The organism is Streptomyces sp. NPDC051636 (genome assembly GCF_044453765.1).
GTDB lineage: Bacteria > Actinomycetota > Actinomycetes > Streptomycetales > Streptomycetaceae > Streptomyces.
Genome location: NZ_JBITDA010000022.1, coordinates 67,977 through 88,800 on the forward strand (window position 1 = coordinate 67,977; position 20,824 = coordinate 88,800).

General features: G+C 71.4%; 17 protein-coding genes and 1 pseudogene. 14 read left to right on the top strand and 4 right to left on the bottom strand.

The window, feature by feature from the left end; genetic code table 11:
* The first annotated feature begins 179 nt into the window (after positions 1–179).
* Positions 180–356 (top strand): hypothetical protein, encoded by a 177-nt coding sequence (locus ACIBBH_RS30910; protein ID WP_399410242.1) that lies wholly within the window; start codon positions 180–182, stop codon positions 354–356.
* 48 nt (positions 357–404) lie between these two features.
* Here the strand turns inward: ACIBBH_RS30910 and ACIBBH_RS30915 are convergent, their stop codons facing one another.
* On the bottom strand, positions 405–968 hold the full coding sequence (locus ACIBBH_RS30915; RefSeq protein ID WP_399410244.1) for a SigE family RNA polymerase sigma factor: 564 nt from the start codon (positions 966–968) through the stop codon (positions 405–407).
* Between the two features lie 255 nt (positions 969–1,223).
* Here ACIBBH_RS30915 and ACIBBH_RS30920 point away from each other — a divergent pair, with 255 nt between their 5' ends.
* From ACIBBH_RS30920 to ACIBBH_RS30940, 5 genes are all read left to right on the top strand, one after another.
* On the top strand, positions 1,224–5,048 hold the full coding sequence (locus ACIBBH_RS30920) for a hypothetical protein (protein ID WP_399410246.1): 3,825 nt from the start codon (positions 1,224–1,226) through the stop codon (positions 5,046–5,048).
* Positions 5,049–5,199: 151 nt separating this feature from the next.
* Positions 5,200–5,397 (top strand): hypothetical protein, encoded by a 198-nt coding sequence (locus ACIBBH_RS30925; protein ID WP_399410248.1) that lies wholly within the window; start codon positions 5,200–5,202, stop codon positions 5,395–5,397.
* 333 nt (positions 5,398–5,730) lie between these two features.
* On the top strand, positions 5,731–6,006 hold the full coding sequence (locus ACIBBH_RS30930; protein WP_399410250.1) for a DUF6400 family protein: 276 nt from the start codon (positions 5,731–5,733) through the stop codon (positions 6,004–6,006).
* Positions 5,993–6,220: a hypothetical protein gene (locus ACIBBH_RS30935; protein WP_399410252.1), complete on the top strand. Its 228-nt coding sequence runs from the start codon at positions 5,993–5,995 to the stop codon at positions 6,218–6,220. The genes ACIBBH_RS30930 and ACIBBH_RS30935 overlap by 14 nt, the downstream gene beginning before the upstream one ends.
* Before the next feature lie 125 nt (positions 6,221–6,345).
* The gene (locus tag ACIBBH_RS30940; protein ID WP_399410254.1) at positions 6,346–7,158 is read left to right on the top strand and encodes a maleylpyruvate isomerase family mycothiol-dependent enzyme; all 813 of its coding nucleotides are present in this window, start codon (positions 6,346–6,348) and stop codon (positions 7,156–7,158) included.
* Here the strand turns inward: ACIBBH_RS30940 and ACIBBH_RS30945 are convergent.
* Positions 7,083–7,652, bottom strand: coding sequence for a hypothetical protein (locus ACIBBH_RS30945; RefSeq protein ID WP_399410256.1), 570 nt, complete (start codon positions 7,650–7,652; stop codon positions 7,083–7,085). The two genes, ACIBBH_RS30940 and ACIBBH_RS30945, sit on opposite strands and share 76 nt — an antisense overlap.
* Positions 7,653–8,044: 392 nt before the next feature.
* Here ACIBBH_RS30945 and ACIBBH_RS30950 point away from each other — a divergent pair, with 392 nt between their 5' ends.
* The 4 genes and pseudogenes from ACIBBH_RS30950 to ACIBBH_RS30965 all read left to right on the top strand — a co-directional run bounded on the left by ACIBBH_RS30950 (position 8,045) and on the right by ACIBBH_RS30965 (position 14,226).
* Complete coding sequence (locus ACIBBH_RS30950; RefSeq protein WP_399410257.1) at positions 8,045–10,771, top strand: SpoIIE family protein phosphatase; 2,727 nt, start codon at positions 8,045–8,047, stop codon at positions 10,769–10,771.
* 221 nt (positions 10,772–10,992) lie between these two features.
* Complete coding sequence (locus ACIBBH_RS30955) at positions 10,993–11,349, top strand: VOC family protein (RefSeq protein WP_399410259.1); 357 nt, start codon at positions 10,993–10,995, stop codon at positions 11,347–11,349.
* Positions 11,346–11,797, top strand: a pseudogene (locus tag ACIBBH_RS30960) (pyridoxamine 5'-phosphate oxidase family protein). Before ACIBBH_RS30955 ends, ACIBBH_RS30960 begins: the two are co-directional and overlap by 4 nt.
* A 38-nt stretch (positions 11,798–11,835) precedes the next feature.
* Positions 11,836–14,226, top strand: a complete 2,391-nt coding sequence (locus tag ACIBBH_RS30965; protein ID WP_399410261.1) for an ATP-binding cassette domain-containing protein — start codon at positions 11,836–11,838, stop codon at positions 14,224–14,226.
* Positions 14,227–14,417: 191 nt separating this feature from the next.
* On the opposite strand, the gene ACIBBH_RS30970 is transcribed toward ACIBBH_RS30965, so the two are convergent.
* The gene (locus ACIBBH_RS30970) at positions 14,418–14,996 is read right to left on the bottom strand and encodes a TetR/AcrR family transcriptional regulator (protein WP_399410263.1); all 579 of its coding nucleotides are present in this window, start codon (positions 14,994–14,996) and stop codon (positions 14,418–14,420) included.
* Between the two features lie 296 nt (positions 14,997–15,292).
* Between ACIBBH_RS30970 and ACIBBH_RS30975 the strand changes: the two genes are divergently transcribed.
* From ACIBBH_RS30975 to ACIBBH_RS30990, 4 genes are read left to right on the top strand one after another with little or no spacing between them, the layout of a single operon-like run.
* Positions 15,293–15,883 carry a 2Fe-2S iron-sulfur cluster-binding protein gene (locus tag ACIBBH_RS30975; RefSeq protein ID WP_399410265.1) on the top strand — a complete coding sequence of 197 codons (591 nt, stop codon included), beginning with the start codon at positions 15,293–15,295 and terminating at the stop codon, positions 15,881–15,883.
* A complete protein-coding gene (locus ACIBBH_RS30980) occupies positions 15,880–16,872 on the top strand; it encodes an FAD binding domain-containing protein (protein ID WP_399410267.1) in 993 nt (330 codons plus the stop codon). The genes ACIBBH_RS30975 and ACIBBH_RS30980 overlap by 4 nt, the downstream gene beginning before the upstream one ends.
* Positions 16,869–19,031 (top strand): xanthine dehydrogenase family protein molybdopterin-binding subunit, encoded by a 2,163-nt coding sequence (locus tag ACIBBH_RS30985; protein ID WP_399410269.1) that lies wholly within the window; start codon positions 16,869–16,871, stop codon positions 19,029–19,031. Before ACIBBH_RS30980 ends, ACIBBH_RS30985 begins: the two co-directional genes overlap by 4 nt.
* Positions 19,024–20,193, top strand: coding sequence for an XdhC family protein (locus tag ACIBBH_RS30990; protein ID WP_399410271.1), 1,170 nt, complete (start codon positions 19,024–19,026; stop codon positions 20,191–20,193). The genes ACIBBH_RS30985 and ACIBBH_RS30990 overlap by 8 nt, the downstream gene beginning before the upstream one ends.
* A gap of 109 nt (positions 20,194–20,302) precedes the next feature.
* Here ACIBBH_RS30990 and ACIBBH_RS30995 read toward each other — a convergent pair whose 3' ends face one another.
* Complete coding sequence (locus ACIBBH_RS30995; RefSeq protein WP_399410273.1) at positions 20,303–20,710, bottom strand: hypothetical protein; 408 nt, start codon at positions 20,708–20,710, stop codon at positions 20,303–20,305.
* Between the last annotated feature and the right edge of the window lie 114 nt (positions 20,711–20,824).

Consider the following 20,824-nt stretch of genomic DNA (forward strand, 5'->3'; position numbering starts at 1 on the left):
CAGGATCCGTTCGTTACGGATCACGGACAATTCCGCGGGGATTCCGCGACAGGACGGGGACGAGCCGTTCCGACGTCCCGCCACCTCTGCGACCGAAGCGGTCGTGCGGCGCCGGCTGCTGTCGCCCCTGCCGCGGCCGAGGGGGAGCATGGGAGCTGAGCGGAAGAGGGAGGTCTGTCATGAAGACCGGAGCTTCGGAATACGACCGCTGGCTGTACTCTCACACCCCGTCCCAGGCCGAGGGCGAGCGCGACGAACCGGCCGAGCGCGCGGCCGTGGAACAGCACCCTGACGTCCCCAGGACCGAGCCGTCGCAGGCGGAGGGCGAGCGGGTGGACGACGCCAGGAGCGCATGATCGCCGCTGTGCCCTGACGACACGGCGTTCCGGGCACGTGGTCCATCGTCACGCCGGACGGCCTGCCCGCGGGTTTCCTGGTTCGGCGGCCGGTGCCGGAGCGGAGCCGGGGTCGCGGCGCCGCAGCTCCCGGCGGAGTCGGTCGAGTGCCCGGTGCAGTGTGCTCTTGACCGTTCCGGGGGCCATGCCGAGGGCGGCGGCCGTCTCCTCGGTGGACATCTGCTCCCAATGCCGCAGTATCACGACGCTGCGCTGCTGGGGCGCCAGTGTCCTGATGATGTCCATCAGCAGCGCGCGGTCGGCGTGCTGCTCGGTGGAGTCCTCGATGCACGCGTCCGGCAGCTGATCGGTGGGTAGTTCTTCGAGTTTGCGGGCCCGCCACCATTCCGTGCGGGTGTTGATCATGACGCGGCGCAGGTAGGCGTCCGCGAGCTGTTTGTCCGCGATACGCTCCCACCGGCGGTAGGTGCGTAAGAGCGCGGTCTGCAGCAGATCCTGGGCGTCGCGCGAGTCGGGGACCAGGCGCCGGGCGCTGCGCAGCAGAGCGTCGTGCCGGGTACGGACGTACTCCTCGAATCCCAGTACCGCGCCAGGGTGCTCGCTCGGATTCACTTGGTGGGCTCCCTTCGTACGCCGGACGATCCGGAGTCGGCCGTCCGTGCCGTCTGACCGTGACTCTTCCGCCCCGGGGATTGAATGGGCAGCTGGTGTCGCCGCTCCGATCAATGGCCGCAGCGCAGGTCGCGGGCCCGCCGCAGGCCGCTGACCGAAGAAACGCCCCTGGATTGCCGTTCTGTCACCCGCGTGCGTAGCGTCGTGCCGGTGCACCGCGTCCACGGGGGAAGCGGGCGGAGGGGGATGGTGTCGATGGCGGGGCGTCCGGAGAGCCCGCTCGATCCGAGCGCGGGGCCGGTGACGCGGTTCGCGGCCGAGTTACGCAAGCTCCGTGCAGAGGCCGGCAGTCCGACGTACCGGGTGATGGCGCAGCGCGCGGGTCAGGGGGCGAGCACGCTGTCGCAGGCGGCGGCGGGGGAGCGGCTGCCGACGCTGCCGGTCGTGCTGGCCTACGTGCGTGCCTGCGGCGGGGATGAGAAGGAGTGGGAGGCGCGGTGGCGTGAGGCGGCCGCGGAAGCAGCGGCCGAGCCGCGTACCGGGAACGAACGCGCTGAGCCGCCCTACCGGGGCCTGGCCCGGTTCGAACCCGGCGACGCCGCGTTGTTCTTCGGCCGTGACCAGCTCACCGACCGCCTGCTCGAGCTCACCGCGTCCCGCCGGTTCACCGCGGTGTTCGGCCCGTCGGGCAGCGGCAAGTCCTCCCTGCTGCGCGCCGGCCTCATCCCCCGCCTCCGGGACCCGGCCACGCCCGGCCCGCGGCCGGCCGCGCTGCGCGTCCTCACCCCCGGCGAACATCCCCTGCTCGCCCACGAGCAGCGCCTGGTACCGAAGGACGCCGACGGCGACACGTGGCTGATCGTCGATCAGTTCGAAGAGCTCTACACGCTCTGCCCGGACCCGGCCGAACGCGACCAGTTCATCGACCGCCTCCTGACCGCCACCGATCCGACGAGCCGGCTGCGGGTCGTCTTGGCCGTACGAGCCGACTTCCTCGGCCGCTGCGCCGAACACGCCGCGATGACCGGGGCGTTGCAGGACGCCACCGTGCTGGCCGGTCCGATGAGCCGCGAAGAGCTGCGCGAGGCCGTCGTCAAACCCGCCCAGACCGCCGGACTGATCGTCGAACGCGCCCTGACCACCCGCATCCTCGACGACGTCGAAGACGAGCCGGGCGCCCTCCCGCTGATGTCCCACGCGCTGCTGGAGACCTGGCACCGCCGCAAGGGCCGCGCGCTGAGCCTTGAGGCGTACGAGGCGGCCGGTGGCCTGCACGGCGCCATCGCCCGCACCGCAGAGAACCTCTACACCCACCTCGCCCCGGCCCAGGCCGCCCTCGCCCGCCGCCTGCTGCTGCGCCTGGTCACCCCGGGCGACGGCACCCCGGACACCCGCCGTCCCACCCCGCGCACCGAACTCGCGGCCACCGGTGCGAGCGGGCAACTGGACGCGGTCCTCGACCAGTTGGTCCGCGCCCGGTTGCTGACCGTGGACGAGGACATCGTCGATCTGGCGCACGAGGCGTTGCTCACCGCCTGGCCGCGGCTGCACGCCTGGGTGGAGGAAGACCGCGAGCAGCTGAGAATCCACCGGCGGCTCACCGAGGCCGCCGCCACCTGGCACGAACTGCGGTGCGATCCAGGGGCGTTGTATCGCGGCACCCGGCTGGCCGCGGCCGAAGAGGCTTTCGCGGCACCCGGGCGGCGAACCGCCCTCACCGAGCTGGAGTGGTCGTTCCTGTCCGCCGGACTCTCGGCCGCGGAGCAGGAGCGCCGGTCGGCGGCGCGCACCGCCCGGCGTACACGGGCCTTCGTCATGGTCCTCTCCGTGGCCGTGGTCCTCGCTCTCGTGGCCGGACTGGTGGCCTGGCAGCAGAATCGCGCCGGCGAGCGCAGACGGGTACAGGCCGAGGCCCGCCGCATCGCCGCCGTGGCGGAGAGCCTGCGTGCCTCGGAACCGGTGACCGCCATGCGTCTCAGCCTCGCCGCCTGGCGCATCGCCGACCTCCCCGAGACCCGTTCGGCCCTGCTGGGATCCCTGGCCCAGCGGAACCAGGACTCCTTCCGGATACCGGGGCCTTCCGACACCGACGTGACGTACCTCAGCGACAACGGACACGTCGCCGTGTCGGTGGCAGGGCGGCAAGCCGCGCTGTGGGACGTGCGCACGCATCACCGGCTCTCCTCGTTCCGGGTCTCCGCGGCCGACGACGGGATGCCGGTCGTGCGGTCCGCCCTTTCCCCGGACGGCCGGATCCTGGCAGTCGGTACCGGCCGCTCCGTCATCCTGTACGACGTGCGCACGGGCCGGCGCACCGGGCAGCTGCCCGACATCGACATGGCGTCCCTTTCCTTCGGGTCGAGCGGGCGGACCCTGCTCCTGTCCGCCACGGCGTCCAAGGCGGGCTCCGTGACGCGGCTGTGGGACGTGCGCCGTCACAAGCTGCTGTTCCGGGCCGGCAAGGCCGACGGCCCGGGCGGGCTCGTCGAGTGGGGCGCAGGCGGCGACAGCGACGGCGACACCATGGTCACCGCTTTCGTGGTCGGCGGTGGCCCGGGCGTCAGTGCCGACGATCGGTACCTCGTCGACTGCTCCCACGACAGACTCGAGGTGTGGGACACCGCGACGCACCGTCGGTCACCCGGTCCCTGGACGACGCTGCACAGTGAGCAGTGCACCACCGCGGGGGCCGGTTTCGTGCCGGCCCGCGACGAACTGGCGGTCACCACCGACAGCGGCATCCGGATCTGGGACGTTCCCTCGGGCAAGGAACGCACCGAAATCAAGTACCGCGGCCTCCAGGCGACGGCGTACACACCGGACGGCCGCTTCCTCGTCGCCTCGGACGGCGGACAGGTGCTCGTGTGGCGGCTCGACGCACCCCGGGCGCCCGTGTACCGGGCCGCGGTGACGGCGGAGGTCTCCTCGGAGCTGCGGCTCGACCGGCGCGACGGTCTGATCCGGTACGTGTCCAGTGGCGCGAGCAGCACAGTCTGGTCGCTCTCCCTCGACCACGTCTTCCAGCCGGGCTACCGGAAGGACGTGACGACGAGCGCCGCGTTCAGTCCGGACGGACGGTTGCTCGCGGTGGCACGGCAGGCGGGCGGCGGACAGCGCCTGCGGCTGATAGACGTGAGGCACAACAGAGTGCTGGCCGATCGTCTGCCCACGGCTTCATGTCCGGTTGACAGCGGAACGGACGACGGGGAGCCGGGTTGCACGGACAGGGTGGCGTTCTCGCCCGATGGCCGGCACCTGATCTACTACTCCCGCATGTGGGACGAATACGACGGCGACCTCACCCTCACCGTCGTGGACAGCCGGCATCCGGTTCGGCGGTCCACTGTCCGCTTCACCACACCGTCCGACGAGGTGTCGGAGATCGATTCGATGGCGCTGGCCGACGGGCGGACCGCGCTGGTGTCGCTGTCCGGTGAGCGCACAGAGCGATGGGACCTACGCCGTCACGTCAGGACCGGCCGGTGGCCGGACGTCTCGTCGGAATCCCTGGCCGTGCGCGACGACGGCCGGCTGCTGGTGACCGCGGAGGGGCACGTCGTCGACCTCGCATCGGGCCGCTCGACGCCGCACACCCTCACGCGGGGGAGCCCCACGGTGGTGGCCTACAGCCACGACGGCGCGCGTCTCGCGGCCGGTGACGACTCCGGATGGGTCACCCTCTGGGACGGTGACGCCCGGCGGCGCCTGGGCGAGCTCCCCGTCGGCCCCGCCGGCACGTCCGAAGCCGACGGCGCCGCGGGGGTCTCGGCGATCGCCTTCTCCCACGACGGCACGACCCTGGCCGCCGGCACCGAGGACGGCCTAGTTCACCTGTGGGACGTCACGACCGGACTGGCCATGGGCTCCCCGCTGTACGGCTCGGGGGGCCGTGTCACCTCGCTGGCCTTCGACGAGGACGACCACACCTTGTCCGTCTCGGGCGAACACATACCACTGGATCGCTACGACATCGCGCCGGACCGGGTGGCAGCCGATGTCTGCCGGCGGACCGGAACCGGCCTGTCGCGGTCGGCTTGGCGAACCTACGTGCACGACCTGCCGTACCGCGCCTCCTGCTGACCGCCGACTGCAGGCGCGGGCCGGGTGGAGTCAGCAGTCGTTCTGGGCGGGGCGGTCGTTGAAGCGGTCGCCGAGCCAGGAGGCGATGTGGCCGACGGCCTGGTTGTCGGTGAGGAGATGGCCGCCGAGATACGTCCGCCGGGTGGTGCCGATGCCCGCGGCGCGGGGCGTTGCGGGTGGCGTCCTCGGTGGAGGCGGGGATGACCTCGTCGAGCGGGCCGCGGTATTGAAGTACGGGGAAGGAGATGCGATAGCGGGCCTGCGAGGAGGCGGGTCCCACGTCTGCGCCGAGCCGCTGTTCGGCGAGGACCCGGCCCAGCTGCGGCCGTCGGTGCCGCGCTGCTGGTAGAGCTCGTCGAGGCTGAGCCGGCCGGTGGTGCGGTCGCTGATGTGCTTGCCGGCGAGCGTGGTCGGGGTGCCGACCAGGCAGACGGACGTGGCGGTCGTGACGGAGCCCCGGCCGTGATGGCCGCGTCGGCGAGGAAGCCGGCGAAGGCGCCGCCGTCCAAGGAGGCGGCCACGGTCCTCGGATCGCCGCGGACGCCGCAGGAGGCGTCACCGACGACATGCGGGTGAGCGTGGACCGTACGGCCTGTTCACCGACGCCGACGCGGCCGAGTGGGTTGTGACTTCTCCCACCTGCTCTTGCCGGGGCGCGGAGGGCCTACCTACGTTCGGTCGCATGTCCTCCCACGGTCCCCTCCTTCCTGGTGAACCGGGCGAATCCGCCGCGCCGGCCGACTTCGCCGTCGACCTGGACTCACACGAAATGCTCCGGCGGACTCATGTCCTGGCCGCCCTCGGCCCCGACTGGGACCCCGTCGTGGCACTGCGGGGCGAGGAAGAGGCCTACGAGCTGCTGTACTCCGGCCTCAGCCCGGAGCAGCAGCGCCTGTACGAGGAGCTGGTCTCGGCCGGTGTGCTCCCGAGGAGAGGGGACGGCCATGCTGCCGCTTGACCCGCAGGCCGACATCGGACGCCGCGCATGGGTGGACTGTCCCAACTGCGGCGACCACCGCGGGTGCGTCACGTGCGAGCAGGGCCGTACGTGCTCCGAGCACTGGCGCTACCTGCTCTCGAACACCGGCAGCCTGCTCCACCTGCAGTGCCCTTCGTGCACCCACATCTGGACACACGAGACCCATTTCGGCGCCACCCGCTCCCAGCGGTAGCGCACCACTCGCCGGCACAACCCCCACGGCTCATCCGGCGCCGGCCTGGACTTGCCTTCGAGTGCACTCCAGCATCCACACTGATCCCGGCAAGATGCGTGTTGGGGACAGAAGGGCGGCAGCAGATGGAGACGACGAGCCGGGCGGGGCACCCTCTGCCGTACGACGTCTACCGGCAGGCGATCGAGCGGGAGACCCTGCGTTTCGCCGAGGTGGTGAAAGACGCGGACCCGGCGATCGCCGTGCCGTCCTGTCCCGACTGGACGCTGGCCGATCTCACCCGGCATGTCGGAGCGCTGCAGCGCTGGTTCTGCACGTTGCTGACCGGGCTGGTACAGGAACCTCCGCGCAGCCGCGACGTGGAGTTGGGGCTGCCGGAACAGGCGCGGGAGTACGCCGACTGGGTGGCAGCGGGCGTACCCGGTGTGGCGGCCGTACTGCGGGCCACGGATCCCCAGGCGGCGATGTGGGCCTGGGGTGAGGACCAGCACGCGCGGTTCTGGGCCCGCCGGATGCTGTTCGAGACGCTGGTGCACCGGGTGGACGCGGAGCGGGCCGTGGGCCGGGAGTCGGACATCGACGCCGTGCTGGCGGCGGACGGGGTGGACGAGTTCCTCGTCAACCTGCCCTACGCGGGCCTCTTCGCCCCGGCTGTGAAGAAGCTGCGTGGCAACGGCGAGACCATCGCTTTCCGGTGTGCGGACTCCGGCGGCGGAACCGGCGAGGAGTGGCGGGTGCGGCTGGAACCGGACGGTTTCCGGCTGCTGGAGCGGGCAGGTGGCGACACCTCGGCTTCCGACGTGCGGGCGGCGGTACAGGGGCAGGCGGCGGATCTCCTGCTGCTGCTCTACGGGCGGCGCTCCTACCAGGACACCGCTTTCGGGATCTCGGGAGAGCCCGCGGTGCTCGACCACTGGTTCACCCACACGGCCTTCTGAACCGTACGGAGGCGGGTCTCCAGGCCGTCGGGGTCATCCGCTCCACGGCCACACCCGCACCAGGTTCTCGCAGCCGCCGGCGGCGAGCGGGTCGCCGTCGGGATCGGGAAGTCGTCGTACCGGCCCGCCTGTTCGCGATGACGGATCCCGGGGCTGTCGGTGGCCTGGCAGAGCCGTCCGCGCCGCAGCCACAGCACGCGACCGTCGTCCGTGCACAGCAAGCGCATGGCCTTGGCGCCCAGGCCGCCGCGGCTGTCCCGCTCGCTGAAGGCGCGCCGCAGGACGAGCGAGCGGTCCACGATCCGCCGCACGAGGAGTTCACGGAAACCGGCGCACGCGACGTGTGCGCCGGACGGGGAGACGGCCAGCCGGCAGCCCGGGCGCAGGAACTCCAGCCGGTTGCGAAGGGACCATTCGGTCGCAGGCACCCCGGGGCGGTGCACAAAGAGCCGGTTGGTCGTGGCCAGGGCCACCACCGAGCCGTCCGCGCTCACGGACGACGCCGCCAGGCCGGAGGGACGGGGAGTCTCGCGGAGGATCCTGCCGTCGAACGAAACCGAGCAGGGCCACGCGCCGTCGGTCGTGCGTGGCGATGACTTCTCCGCCGTCCGTTCAGCAGCCGCGGCACGTCACACCACGCCGCGCACAAACGGTCCGGTCTGTGCGCGGTGCCGGCGGTGACGCGTGGACGCCGGTTCCGGCGGGCAGGCACATCGGGGCACTACGACGGCTCCGGGACCTGGCACCAGATACGAGTGGATTCGCGCGCACCCTGCAGAGGAGGCCTGGTTACCGGTGTGACTCATGGGGCAGCAGGTAGGGCAGTGAGCAGGGCTTATTGGGTTGGGTGGTGACGACCCGGGACCCATAGTGCTAGAAAGGCCGAATGGGAGACCAATTTGCCCGGCTTAGACGCATATCGCTGCGGCCGCTGGCAGGAAAGAGCCCGCGAAGCGTCGCCGGACAGGTGTTCATCCTGCAGGCGGCGCTGGTGGTGCTGCTCGTGGTCTTCGCCGTATTCGCCCTTGTCCTGCAGTCGCAACGCGACACCAACGCCGAGGCCAAACGCCGCTCCGTGGCCGTCGCGCAGACCTTCGCCCACTCCCCGGGCATCCTGGCCGCACTGCAGACCCCCGCCCCATCGAAAGTGCTCCAGCCGCTGACCGAGGCGGGACGCAGGTCCGCGGGCGTCGACTTCGTCGTGGTCATGGACACCCACGGCATCCGCTACACCCATCCCCTGCCCGACCGGATCGGAAAGCGGTTCGTAGGCACCATCGGGCCGTCGCTGGCCGGAAAGGTCTACACCGAAAGCGTCCACGGCCCGCTCGGTGAGGAGGTGCAGGCCACCGTCCCCATCAAGAACGACGACGGCAAGGTGGTGGCCCTCGTCTCCGCGGGGCTGAAGGTCAAGAACGTCACCAACCAGGTCGACCGGCAAATACGGATCATCCTGACCGCTGGGGCAGGCGCGCTCGGCGCGGCCACCGGCGTGACGGCGCTGGTGGGCCGACGGCTGCGACGGCAGACCCACAGTCTGGCGCCGGACGAGATGACCCGCATGTACGACCACCACGACGCGGTGCTGCACTCCGTGCGCGAAGGAGTTCTCATCGTCGGTGACGACGGGATGCTGCTGCTGGCGAACGACGAGGCCCGACGGCTCCTGGACCTGCCTCCGGACGCCGAGGGAAGGCATGTGGCCGAGCTGTCGACCCTGGAACCCGAAACGGTCGCGCTCCTCACCTCCGGACGCGAGGCCACCGACGAGGTGCACTTCGCCGGGCCGCGACTGCTGGCGGTCAACCAGCGGCCCACGGATCGCTGCGGAGGCCCCAAGGGAACCGTGGTCACCCTGCGCGACTCCACCGAACTGCAGGCCGTGTCCGGCAGGGCCCAGGTCGCACGGGACCGGCTCAAGCTGCTGTACGACGCCGGACTGGGCATCGGGACCACCCTCGACGTGGTCCGTACGGCCGACGAGCTCGCACGGGTCGCCGTCCCCCGCTTCGCCGACTTCGTCACCGTGGACCTGGCCGACGCCGTGCTGCACGGCGAGGAACCCGCCACCACGGCGACCGGCATGCGACGCATCGCCGTGTGCGGCATCCGGGACGACCATCCCCTCTACGAGAAGGACCGGCTGATCGACTTCCTGCCCTCCACACCCCAGGCGCGCGGCTACGGCACCGGCCACTCCGAGCTGGTGGCCGACCTGTCGACCGCCACGGACTGGCACGCGCAGGACCCGGAGCGCACCGAGGAGATCGTGGACTACGGCATCCACTCCCTCATCACGGCCCCCATCCACGCCCGCGGCGTCGTGCTGGGCCTGGCCAACTTCTGGCGGTCCAAGGAGCACGGCCCCTTCGACGAGGAGGAGCTGTCGCTGGCGGAGGAGCTGGTGGCCCGTGCCGCCGTCAGCATCGACAACGCCCGCCGGTACACCCGCGAGCACGCCCTGGCGGTCACCCTCCAGCGCAGCCTGCTGCCCCGCGCCCTGCCCGAGCAGAGCGCCCTCGACGTCGGGTACCGCTATCTCCCCGCACAGTCGGGGGTGAGCGGCGACTGGTTCGACGTGATACCCCTGCCGGGCAGCCGAGTGGCCCTGGTCGTCGGCGACGTGGTCGGTCACGGCCTGCACGCCGCCGCCACCATGGGACGCCTGCGGACCGCCGTGCACAACTTCTCCACGCTCGACATGCCGCCCGACGAACTGCTGTGCCATCTGGACGACCTGGTCGGCCGTATCGACCAGGACGAGGCGAGCACCGGGGCCGCCGCGGCCGTCGTGGGTGCCACCTGCCTGTACGCGATCTACGACCCCGTGACGCGCCGCTGCGCCATGGCACGCGCGGGGCACCTGGCGCCCGCACTGGTCCTGCCGGACGGCAGTGTCACGTTCGCCGACCTGCCGGCCGGGCCACCGCTCGGCCTGGGGGGCATGCCGTTCCAGACGGCGGAACTGGACCTCACCGAGGGCGCCCAGCTCGTCCTCTACACCGACGGCCTCATCGAGGACCGTGCGCGCGACCTGGACGTGGGCATGGAACTGCTGCGCGAGGCCCTGGCAGGCCACCCCGACCGGCCGCCCGACGAGAGCTGCCAGGCCGTGCTGGACGAGCTGCTGCCCGGGCGGCCCCAGGACGACGTCGCTCTGCTCATCGCCCGCACCCGCGCGCTGCCGCCCGACCGGGTCGCCGGATGGGACGTACCGCCCGACCCGGCGGCCGTCGCCAGGGTGCGCCTCGCGGCGTCCGACAAACTCGACGAGTGGGGCCTGACCGAACTCGGCTTCGGCCTGGAACTCGCACTGAGCGAGCTCGTCACCAACGCCATCCGTTACGGTGGCGAGCCGATTCACGTGCGGCTGATCCGCGACCGCACGCTGATCTGCGAGGTGGCCGACGGCAGCAGCACTTCGCCCCATCTGCGGTATGCCGCAACGACCGACGAGGGTGGCCGCGGCCTGTTCCTGGTCTCGCAGCTGACCGAGCGCTGGGGCACCCGGTACACGCCCCAGGGCAAGGTGATCTGGGCGGAACTGGCGCTGCCACCGGCGGTCACCGAGGACCCCGGCCGGGCGCCGGCCGAAGCCGACGTGAACCGTTAGGCACGCTGGGCGGTGCGGCGGATCCTGGAAGCAGGGCGGACCTGCAGCGAGGCGGGACGCCGGCACCACCGGCCCGACGCCGGCGCGCGCGATGGTAGGGATCCCGTCTACGTCGTGAAACAGGCGACCGGACCGATCAGGATTCGAGAAGCGCCGGCGCCCGAGGCGCAGCTAGCGTGATCGTCATGGACATCACCAGTCCCACGACTTCAGGAGTGACCATGACCGGCTCTTCCACCCAGGGAATCAAGACCGTGCTGCATCCCGTCTCCGACCTGGAGACGGCCAAGAAGGTGTACGCCGCCCTGCTCGGCGCACCGCCGCAGACCGACGAGTCCTACTACGTCGGCTTCGAGGCCGCGGGCCAGCACATCGGGCTGGTGCCGGGCGGCGGACCGCAGGGCATGACCTCACCGGTGGCCTACTGGCACGTACCGGACATCGAGGGGAAGCTGGCCGAGGTGACCGCCGCGGGTGCCACCGTGAAGGAGCCCGCGCACGACGTCGGCGGCGGCCGCCTGGTGGCCACCGTCACCGACCCCGACGGCAACGTCCTCGGACTGCTTCAGGACCGATGAGCGCCGCCCCCCGCTCCCGCGCTCAGCGCCGTCGCGACACCGAACACCTGCTCACCCACGACATCGACATCTGGGTGGCCAGTGCCTCGGCGGACGGTGCGCCGTATCTGGCGCCGCTGTCCTTCGACTGGGACGGCGAGGCACTGCTGATGGCCACGCCGGCGGACAGCCCCACGGGCAGGAACCTGGCCACCACCCGAACCGTTCGGCTGGGCCTGGGCCCCACCCGCGACGTGTCCATGATCGAGGGCGACGTCGAGGTCCTCGGGATCGACGCGCTGCCGCAGGAACGGGGTGACCGGTTCGCCGCGCGCACCGGCTTCGACCCGCGTGCGCCGGCCACCCCGTACCGCTGGTTCCGTGTCTCCCCGCGCCGTATCCAGGCCTGCGCGAGGTGAACGAGCTACCCGATCGCGAACTGATGCGCGCCGGCCGCTGGTTAGTCTGACCCCGCGAAGGCGTCCCCGCTCAACAGATGGAGACACGATGGGCATGGCCACGAGGACGGACACGCAGTCGTCTGTGCCGCACGTCGCCGACAGCCACGATCTGATCCGCGTGCACGGCGCGCGGGTGAACAACCTCAAGGACGTCAGCATCGAGATCCCGAAGCGCCGGCTGACGGTGTTCACCGGCGTCTCCGGCTCGGGCAAGAGCTCGCTGGTGTTCGACACGATCGCCGCGGAGTCGCAGCGGCTGATCAACGAGACCTACAGCGCCTTTGTGCAGGGCTTCATGCCGACGCTGGCGCGGCCCGAGGTCGACGTACTCGAAGGGCTGACGACCGCGATCATCGTCGATCAGCAGCGGATGGGTGCCGACCCCCGCTCCACGGTCGGCACCGCCACCGACGCCAACGCGATGCTGCGGATCCTGTTCAGCCGGCTCGGCAAGCCGCACATCGGCTCGCCCAAGGCGTTCTCCTTCAACGTCCCCTCCATCAGCGGAGCGGGCGCGGTCACCTTCGAGCAGGGCGGGAAGACCGTGAAGGAGCGGCGCAGCTTCAGCATCACCGGCGGCATGTGTCCGCGCTGCGAAGGCCGCGGCACGGTCACCGACATCGACCTCACCCAGCTCTACGACGACTCCAAGTCGCTCTCCGAGGGCGCGCTCACCGTCCCCGGCTACAAGGCGGGCGGCTGGAACTACCGGCTCTACAGCGAGTCGGGCTTCTTCGACCCGGACAAGCCGATCCGCACGTACACCAAGCAGGAGCTGCAGGACTTCCTCCACCGCGAGCCGACCAGGATGAAGATCGCGGGCATCAACATGACCTACGAGGGGCTGGTCCCGCGGATCCAGAAGTCGATGCTCGCCAAGGACAAGGAGGCGATGCAGCCGCACATCCGGGAGTTCGTGGAGCGCGCGGTCACGTTCACGGCCTGCCCCGAGTGCGACGGCACCCGGCTCAACGAGGGGGCCCGGTCGTCGAAGATCGAGGGGATGAACATCGCCGACGCGTGCGCGATGCAGATCAGCGACCTGGCCGAATGGGTCCGCGGCATCGGCGAGCCGTCGGTGGCGCCGCTGCTCGCCACACTGCGGCACACCCTCGACTCGTTCACGGAGATCGGTTTGGGCTACCTCTCGCTGGACCGACCGGCGGGCACGCTGTCGGGCGGCGAGGCGCAGCGCGTCAAGATGATCCGCCACCTCGGCTCCTCGCTCACCGACGTCACCTACGTCTTCGACGAGCCGACCATCGGCCTGCACCCCCATGACATCCAGCGGATGAACGACCTGCTGCTGCGGCTGCGGGACAAGGGCAACACGGTGCTCGTCGTGGAGCACAAGCCGGAGACGATCGCGATCGCCGACCACGTCGTCGACCTCGGCCCCGGCGCCGGTACGGGAGGCGGCACCGTCTGCTTCGAGGGCACCGTCGAGGGACTGCGGGCGGGCGGCACCCTCACCGGCCGCCATCTCGACGACCGGGCCGCCCTCAAGGAGACGGTGCGCAAGCCCACCGGCACGCTGGAGATCCGCGGGGCCACCTCCCACAACCTCCAGAACGTCGACGTCGACATCCCGCTCGGGGTGCTCTGCGTGGTCACCGGCGTGGCGGGCTCCGGCAAGAGCTCCCTCGTCCACGGCTCGATACCGGCCGGCGCGGGCGTGGTGTCGGTCGACCAGGGAGCGATCAAGGGCTCGCGGCGGAGCAATCCGGCGACGTACACCGGACTGCTCGACCCGATCCGCAAGGCGTTCGCGAAGGCCAATGGCGTGAAGCCGGCGCTGTTCAGCGCCAACTCCGAGGGCGCCTGCCCCAACTGCAACGGCGCCGGAGTCATCTACACCGACCTGGGGATGATGGCCGGCGTCGCCAGCACCTGCGAGGAGTGCGAGGGCAAACGGTTCGAGGCATCCGTACTGGAATACCGCCTCGGCGGCCGGGACATCAGCGAGGTGCTCGCGATGTCGGTGACCGAGGCCGAGGAGTTCTTCGGCGCCGGCGAGGCGCGCACGCCGGCCGCGCATGCCATCCTCGGCCGGCTCGCCGACGTCGGGCTCGGCTACCTCACCCTCGGCCAGCCGCTCACCACGCTGTCCGGCGGCGAGCGCCAGCGGCTCAAGCTGGCCACCCACATGGCCGAGAAGGGCGGCGTCTACGTCCTCGACGAGCCGACCACCGGCCTGCACCTCGCCGACGTCGAGCAGCTGCTCGGCCTGCTCGACCGGCTCGTCGACTCCGGAAAGTCGGTCATCGTCATCGAGCACCACCAGGCGGTCATGGCGCACGCGGACTGGATCATCGACCTCGGCCCCGGCGCCGGCCACGACGGCGGCCGGATCGTGTTCGAGGGCACACCCGCCGACCTCGTCGCCGCCCGCTCCACCCTCACCGGCGAGCACCTCGCGGCCTACGTCGGTACCTGACCGAGGCGGTCGCGGACCCGTAAGCAAGCTGCCGGGGCGGGGCGCAAGGCGTGTGCTGTGCCGGCCGACGCGTCGTGTTGCTCCCCGACGCGTCGGGGCACGCGGGTCGGTCTTCCTGGGCGTGGCGCTGCTGATCGCCTTGACGAAGTGACGCCCTGGCACTCGCCGGGGTCCACCGCGCGGCGCGCCCGTCACCGCCCCGGCGCCCCCGCCCGCAGGCCGTCCATGACGAGGTCCAGGAGACGGGTGGCCCGGGACTGCCAGTCGTCGCGGGGGTCGATCTGCCAGAGGCCGGCGATGGCGAGGAGGAAGTCGTCCGCGGTCACTCCCGGGCGGATGGTGCCGGCTTCCTCGCACGCGCGGAGCAGGAGTTCGGCCGCGGAGGTCACCGGGGTGTGCGCCGGCCTGCCGGGACTTCCCGGCGCGCTGGTCGCCTGGCGTATCGCTTCGGCCAGGCCGGCCTTGGTCATGGCGAACTCGGCGAGCCGGTCCATCCACGCGCGCAGGGCCTGGTGGGGTGCCCGGTCCTTGAGCAACTGAGCCGCGCTGTCGGCGACCTGCCGCATCTCGTGGCGGTAGATCTCCAGGACCAGCGCCTCGCGGTTGGGGAAGTTGCGGTAGAACGTGCCCTGTCCGACGCCCGCCTTCCTGGCGATCACGCTCAGGGCGGCGTCCGCGTTCCCGGTCAGCTCGGCCAGTGCGACTTCCAGGATGCGCTCACGGTTGCGTTGCGCGTCCGAGCGCAGGGGTGCTTCGTTCTTCTGCTGCACTCGTCCTCCTCCTCGAGCTCGTGGCCGAAACCCCGTCCTTGCTAAGCGGACAGCTGTCCGTTAGGTTTCCTTGACGGCGGACAGCTGTCCGGTTCGGTCCACCATAGCCGTGGCCGCGGCCGCGGCCGGGCCGCAGTGCGCTGTCGCCGTCGGCGCCTCGCGCCCGCGTCATGCGTCCTCGTCCTGTTCGTTCCTTCCGCAGCAGCGTCGCCCCGTACGACGCCCTCCCTCCGACACCCGACTCTTCCGGCTGCCGGACTGTCCTCCCTGTTCCGGAAAAGCGAAAGAAGCTGCTCATGGCCCTCTCGGCGTCCAGCGACATCACCCTGAACGTCAACGGCGAGAAGTACACGTTGCCCGTCGACCACCGCACCACCCTGCTTGACGCACTGCGCGAGCGGCTCGACCTGACCGGCACCAAGAAGGGCTGTGACCAGGGGCAGTGCGGCGCCTGCACCGTCCTCCTCGACGGACGTCGGGCCGTGGCCTGTCTGCAACTGGCCGTGGCAGCCGAGGGGCGCGAGATCACCACCATCGAAGGGGTGGCCGAGGGCGAGCGGCTGCACCCGGTGCAGCAGGCCTTCCTCGATCTGGACGGATTCCAGTGCGGCTATTGCACGCCCGGACAGATATGTTCGGCGATCGGCGTGATCGAGGAGCACGCGGCCGGCTGGCCGAGTGCCGTCACCGACGACCTCAGCCCCGAAGCGGGGCCACCACCGCTCACCTCCGACGAGATCCGGGAGCGGATGAGCGGCAACCTGTGCCGCTGCGCCGCGTACGTGTCGATCGCCGAGGCGGTCGCCCGGGCCGCCGCGACCGTGGCGGACCGGACTGCCGCGGCGCAGGTCGATGCCGCCGCGGAGAAGGGGCAGGCCACGGCATGAGGGAGTTCGGCTATCAGCGGGCGTCCGACGTCGCCGGCGCCATCGCGTTGCTCGGGGCAGATCCCGACGCGCGCTTCCTGGGCGGGGGCACCAACCTCGTCGACCTGATGAAGACCGGCGTCGAACGTCCCGCCCGGCTCATCGACGTACGCGACCTGCCACTGGACCGCGTCGAGCCTATGGAAGACGGCGGACTGCGCATCGGCGCCACCGTCACCAACAGCGACCTGGCCACCCACCCCGAAGTCCGGCGCCGCTACCCGGCGCTGGCGCAGGCAGTGCTGGCCGGCGCGTCCGGGCAGTTGCGCAACATGGCCACCGTCGGCGGGAACCTGCTGCAGCGCACCCGCTGCGGTTACTTCACCGACATGACCAAGCCGTGCAACAAGCGCGTCCCGGGCAGCGGTTGCCCCGCCGTCGAGGGCGAGCACCACAACCACGCGATCCTGGGCGCGACCGACCACTGCGTGGCCGTACATCCCTCGGACATGGCCGTCGCGCTGACCGCCTTCGACGCGGTCGTCCGCTACGAAACCGCCGACGGGCCCGGTGAGTTGCCGGTCGGCGAGTTCTACCTGCCCGTCGGCGACACCCCGCACCGCGAGACCGCACTGCCACCGGGAGCACTGATCACCGGTGTCACGCTGCCGCCCGCCCCGGTCGCCGCCCGCTCCCGGTACCGCAAGGTACGTGAACGCGCCTCGTACGCGTTCGCCATCGGAGCGGTCGCCGCCGCGATCGACGTCCGCGACGGCGTCGTCCAGGACGTGCGACTGGCCCTCGGGGCGGTCGCGTCCCGTCCCTGGCGGGCCGTCGCGGCGGAAGCGGTGCTGACCGGAGCACCGGCCGACGCGGAGACCTTCACCGCCGCGGCGGCCGCCGAACTGGCGGCCGCACGGCCCCTGCCGCACAACGGATACAAGGTGACCCTGATGCGCAACCTCGTGGTGGCCGCGCTGACCGAACTCGCCGAGGAGGCCACCCGATGACCACCGTCACGACCGGGACCAGGACTTCGACGCCCTCCGCCGGCACCCCGCACACCCGCGTGGAGGGCCGGGACAAGGTCACCGGAGCGGCCCGCTACGCGGCGGACATCCCTTTCACCGAACTCGCGCACGGCTGGCTGGTGTTGTCCACGATCGCCCGTGGACGCATCCGTGCGATCGACACCGTTCCCGTTCTCGCCATGCCGGGCGTCCTCACCGTCCTGGACCACCGCAACGCTCCGCGGGTCGACACCGACTACACGACCCTGCTGGGCACGCGGCCTGACCCGACCTGCGCCGTCTTCCAGCACGACCGGGTGCCGCACGTGGGCTGGCCGGTGGCGCTCGTCGTCGCCGAAACACCCGAGCAGGCCCGGGAGGCGGCCGAGGCGCTCGTAGTGCACTACGAACAGCAGCCGCACGACGTCGAATTCACCGGTGAACACCCGGATGCCCACCCCGTGGACGGCCACATGCCGGCGGTGACGGACAAGGGAGACCTGGAAGCCCGACTCGCCGCGTCCGCCGCTGTCGTGGACGTCGAGTACACCACGCCCGAAGAGCACCACAACCCGATGGAACCCCATGCGGCGACGGCCCGCTGGGACGGCGGCCGGCTCGAGGTCGTCGACTCCAACCAGGGCGCCACCTGGGTCGTGGGCGAACTCGCCAACCTCTTCTCACTCGACCCCGCCTCGGTACGCGTACGCTCCGAGCACGTCGGCGGCGGCTTCGGCAGCAAGGGTGTCCGCGCCCACCAGGTGGCCGCCGTGATGGCCGCCACCGTTCTGCAGCGCCCGGTGCGCGTCGTCCTGACCCGCCGCCAGATGTTCTCGCTGGCCGGCTACCGCAGCCCCACGGCCCAGCGGATCAGGCTCGGCGCCGACGCCGACGGGCGGCTGCGCGCACTGGAGCACCGGTCGGTGAGCCTCACCTCCACCGTGCACGAGTTCGTCGAACCCAGCGCCGGAGTGGCACGGGTGATGTACGACGCCGACGCCCATCACACGGCCAACCGCGTCGTACGGCGCGACGTACCGACCCCGACCTGGATGCGCGCGCCGGGTGAGGCGCCAGGGTCCTTCGCCCTGGAGGCCGCCCTCGACGAACTGGCCGAGAAGTGCGGCATCGACCCGATCGAACTGCGCCTGCGCAACGAACCCGACAAGGGACCGGTCTCCGGCCTTCCGTTCGCCGGCCGCAATCTGCGCGCCTGCTTCGTCGAGGGCGCCCGCAGGTTCGGCTGGGCGGACCGGGACCCACGTCCCGGCCGGCGCCGCGACGGGCGCTGGCTGCTGGGCACCGGCACGGCGGCAGCATCCTTCCCCGCCGGAGCGGCACCCTCCACGGCGGCGGTGACAGCCGAGGCGGACGGCACCTTCACCGTGCGGATCGCCGCGGCGGACATCGGCACCGGTGCCCGGACCGCGCTCACCCTGGTCGCCGCGGACGCACTGAACGTGACCCCGGACCGTGTCCGGGTACGCATCGGCGACAGTGACTTCGGACCCGCGATGATCGCCGGCGGTTCGATGGGCACCCGCTCCTGGGCCTGGGCCGTCACGGCGGCGGCCGGCGAACTGCGCGAGCGGCTCGCCCTGGGCGCCGGCATTCCCCCGGAGGGCATCACGGTACGGTCGGACACCACCGCCGCCATCGGCGCCCTCGCCCAGAAGGAACGGCACTCCTTCGGAGCGCAGTTCGCCGAGGTGGCCGTGGACGTCAGCACCGGAGAAGTACGCGTGCGGCGCATGCTCGGCGTCTTCGCGGCGGGCCGGATCATCAACCCGCTCACGGCGCGCGGCCAGTTCGTGGGCGGCATGATCTGGGGCATCTCCATGGCCCTGCACGAGGAGGCGGTCCGGGACCGCGCCTCGGGCGGCCACGTCGGTGCCGACCTCGCGGGCTACCACGTGGCCACACACGCCGACGTGCCGCTCATCGAGGCGGACTGGGTGGAGGACCCCGACCCGGACGACCCGGTCGGCATCAAGGGAATCGGGGAGATCGGCCTCGTGGGCGCCGCGGCGGCCATCGCCAACGCGGTCTGGCACGCGACCGGCGTCCGGCACCGGAGCCTGCCCATCCGCCCGAGTCGCGTCCTGGCCGATGTACCCCGTGAACCCCATGCGTCCGATGGGGGAGCACCGCATGCTTGACATCGCGGAGGAGCTGAACCGCTGGATGGACGAGGGCCGCAGCTTCGCCGTCGCCACCGTGGTGGCCGTCACCGGCAGCGCTCCCCGTGGCCCCGGCGCCGCGCTCGCCGTCGACAGCGCGGGCACCGTCGTCGGTTCCGTCTCCGGGGGTTGCGTGGAGGGCGCGGTGTACGACCTGTGCCTCCAGGCACTCCGCACCGGTGAGAGCGTCACCGAACGGTTCGGCTACAGCGATGAGGACGCCTTCGCCGTGGGGCTGACCTGTGGCGGGGTCATCGACGTCCTGATCACGCCGGTCGGCGCGCGGGCGCCGGCCAGGGCGGTGCTCCGCGCGGCGCTCTCGGCCGCCGTCCGGGGCGAGCCGGCGGCCCTGGCCCGGGTCGCCCGCGGCCCGGCCGAAATCCTGGGCCGGGCCTTGCTGGTGCGCCCCGACGGCACGTACGAGGGCGGTCTCGGCGGCCAGGAGGACCTGGACCGGACGGCGGAGGCGAATACCCGGGCGATGCTGGAGACCGGCCGCACCGGTACCGTCGGGCTCGAAGGATGCGGCTGGGACGGCTCGTACCGTCCCGGCGGGCTCACCCTGCTGGTCGAATCGAACGTGCCGCCCCCTCGAATGATCGTCTTCGGCGCGATCGACTTCGCCGCGGCGTTGGTGCGTGCGGGCAAGTTCCTCGGTTACCACGTGACCGTCTGCGACGCACGTCCCGTCTTCGCCACGCGGGCCCGCTTCCCGGAAGCCGACGACATCGTCGTCGACTGGCCGCACCGCTATCTGCGGCACACCGAAACCGACGGCCGTACGGTGCTGTGCGTGCTCACCCACGACGCCAAATTCGACGTACCCCTGCTGCAGGCGGCGCTGACGATGCCGGCCGCGTTCATCGGCGCGATGGGTTCACGCCGCACCCATGAGGAACGCGACCGGCGCCTGCGCGAAGCCGGAGTGACCGAGCGGCAGCTGGCCCGACTGAGGTCCCCGATCGGCCTCGACCTCGGCGCCCGCACACCGGAGGAGACCGCCCTGTCCATCGTGGCGGAGATCATCGCGGTCCGGCGAGGAGGAACGGGGGTTCCGCTGACCGGATCGGAGACGCCGATTCACCGTGAGCGCATCGGATCGGGTGCGGAAAATCCGGCAAACCTGCACACCGTTCACTGACGGCCGTACGAAACCTGAGCGGCAATCACGACTGAGCCGTGGCCCGAGGGATTCCGCACGGGACCGTGCACCGGCGCAGCAGGCCGTGTGAAGGAGTGAGCGTGTTCGGTCACCACGCCGTCACGCCGGTGAAGGCGGCTTCGGCGGTGCGTCCTGCTCGGGCCTTGGGCGGCTGGCCGTCCCCATGCCCGCGTGCTTTGATCATCGCGTGGCGCGGGTCGCCGTCAACGGCTCTCGGCAACGGGAACCGAGCGAGCCGACTCGCCATGGAAAAGTGCCTATTCGAAGGGAACAGCGCGTCATGAACCTTGCCCCCCAGGTTGAGACAGCCGAGATCTCCGACGCCGGCCTGGACCATGTCTCCGGCGGTCTCTCGGGCGGCGGCTCCGGGGGTCTCCACCTCGAGACGCCGGTCGCGGACATCTGCGCCGACGTTCTGGCTGTTGCCTCTCCTGATGGTCTTGCGGCGGGCGGGAGCCTCCACGTCGCTCACTGAGGGAAACGTGACCGCGTCCATGGGTCCCGGATCATCCGATCCGGGACCCATGGACGATCAGCGTGCTCCCGCCGGCCGGGTTGGCCCGTGCGAGAGGACGCGGGGGCGGGGGCGCTGGTCTTCACGGTGAACAGC

Bases quoted from the DNA above. Each gene is read 5' to 3' on its own strand.
- ACIBBH_RS30910 (WP_399410242.1), top strand. From the start codon at position 180: ATGAAGACCGGAGCTTCGGAATACGACCGCTGGCTGTACTCTCACACC.
- ACIBBH_RS30920 (WP_399410246.1), top strand. From the start codon at position 1,224: ATGGCGGGGCGTCCGGAGAGCCCGCTCGATCCGAGCGCGGGGCCGGTG.
- ACIBBH_RS30925 (WP_399410248.1), top strand. From the start codon at position 5,200: ATGCCCGCGGCGCGGGGCGTTGCGGGTGGCGTCCTCGGTGGAGGCGGG.
- ACIBBH_RS30930 (WP_399410250.1), top strand. From the start codon at position 5,731: ATGTCCTCCCACGGTCCCCTCCTTCCTGGTGAACCGGGCGAATCCGCC.
- ACIBBH_RS30935 (WP_399410252.1), top strand. From the start codon at position 5,993: ATGCTGCCGCTTGACCCGCAGGCCGACATCGGACGCCGCGCATGGGTG.
- ACIBBH_RS30940 (WP_399410254.1), top strand. From the start codon at position 6,346: ATGGAGACGACGAGCCGGGCGGGGCACCCTCTGCCGTACGACGTCTAC.
- ACIBBH_RS30950 (WP_399410257.1), top strand. From the start codon at position 8,045: ATGGGAGACCAATTTGCCCGGCTTAGACGCATATCGCTGCGGCCGCTG.
- ACIBBH_RS30955 (WP_399410259.1), top strand. From the start codon at position 10,993: ATGACCGGCTCTTCCACCCAGGGAATCAAGACCGTGCTGCATCCCGTC.
- ACIBBH_RS30965 (WP_399410261.1), top strand. From the start codon at position 11,836: ATGGGCATGGCCACGAGGACGGACACGCAGTCGTCTGTGCCGCACGTC.
- ACIBBH_RS30975 (WP_399410265.1), top strand. From the start codon at position 15,293: ATGGCCCTCTCGGCGTCCAGCGACATCACCCTGAACGTCAACGGCGAG.
- ACIBBH_RS30980 (WP_399410267.1), top strand. From the start codon at position 15,880: ATGAGGGAGTTCGGCTATCAGCGGGCGTCCGACGTCGCCGGCGCCATC.
- ACIBBH_RS30985 (WP_399410269.1), top strand. From the start codon at position 16,869: ATGACCACCGTCACGACCGGGACCAGGACTTCGACGCCCTCCGCCGGC.
- ACIBBH_RS30990 (WP_399410271.1), top strand. From the start codon at position 19,024: ATGCTTGACATCGCGGAGGAGCTGAACCGCTGGATGGACGAGGGCCGC.
- ACIBBH_RS30995 (WP_399410273.1), bottom strand. From the start codon at position 20,710: ATGGACGCGGTCACGTTTCCCTCAGTGAGCGACGTGGAGGCTCCCGCC.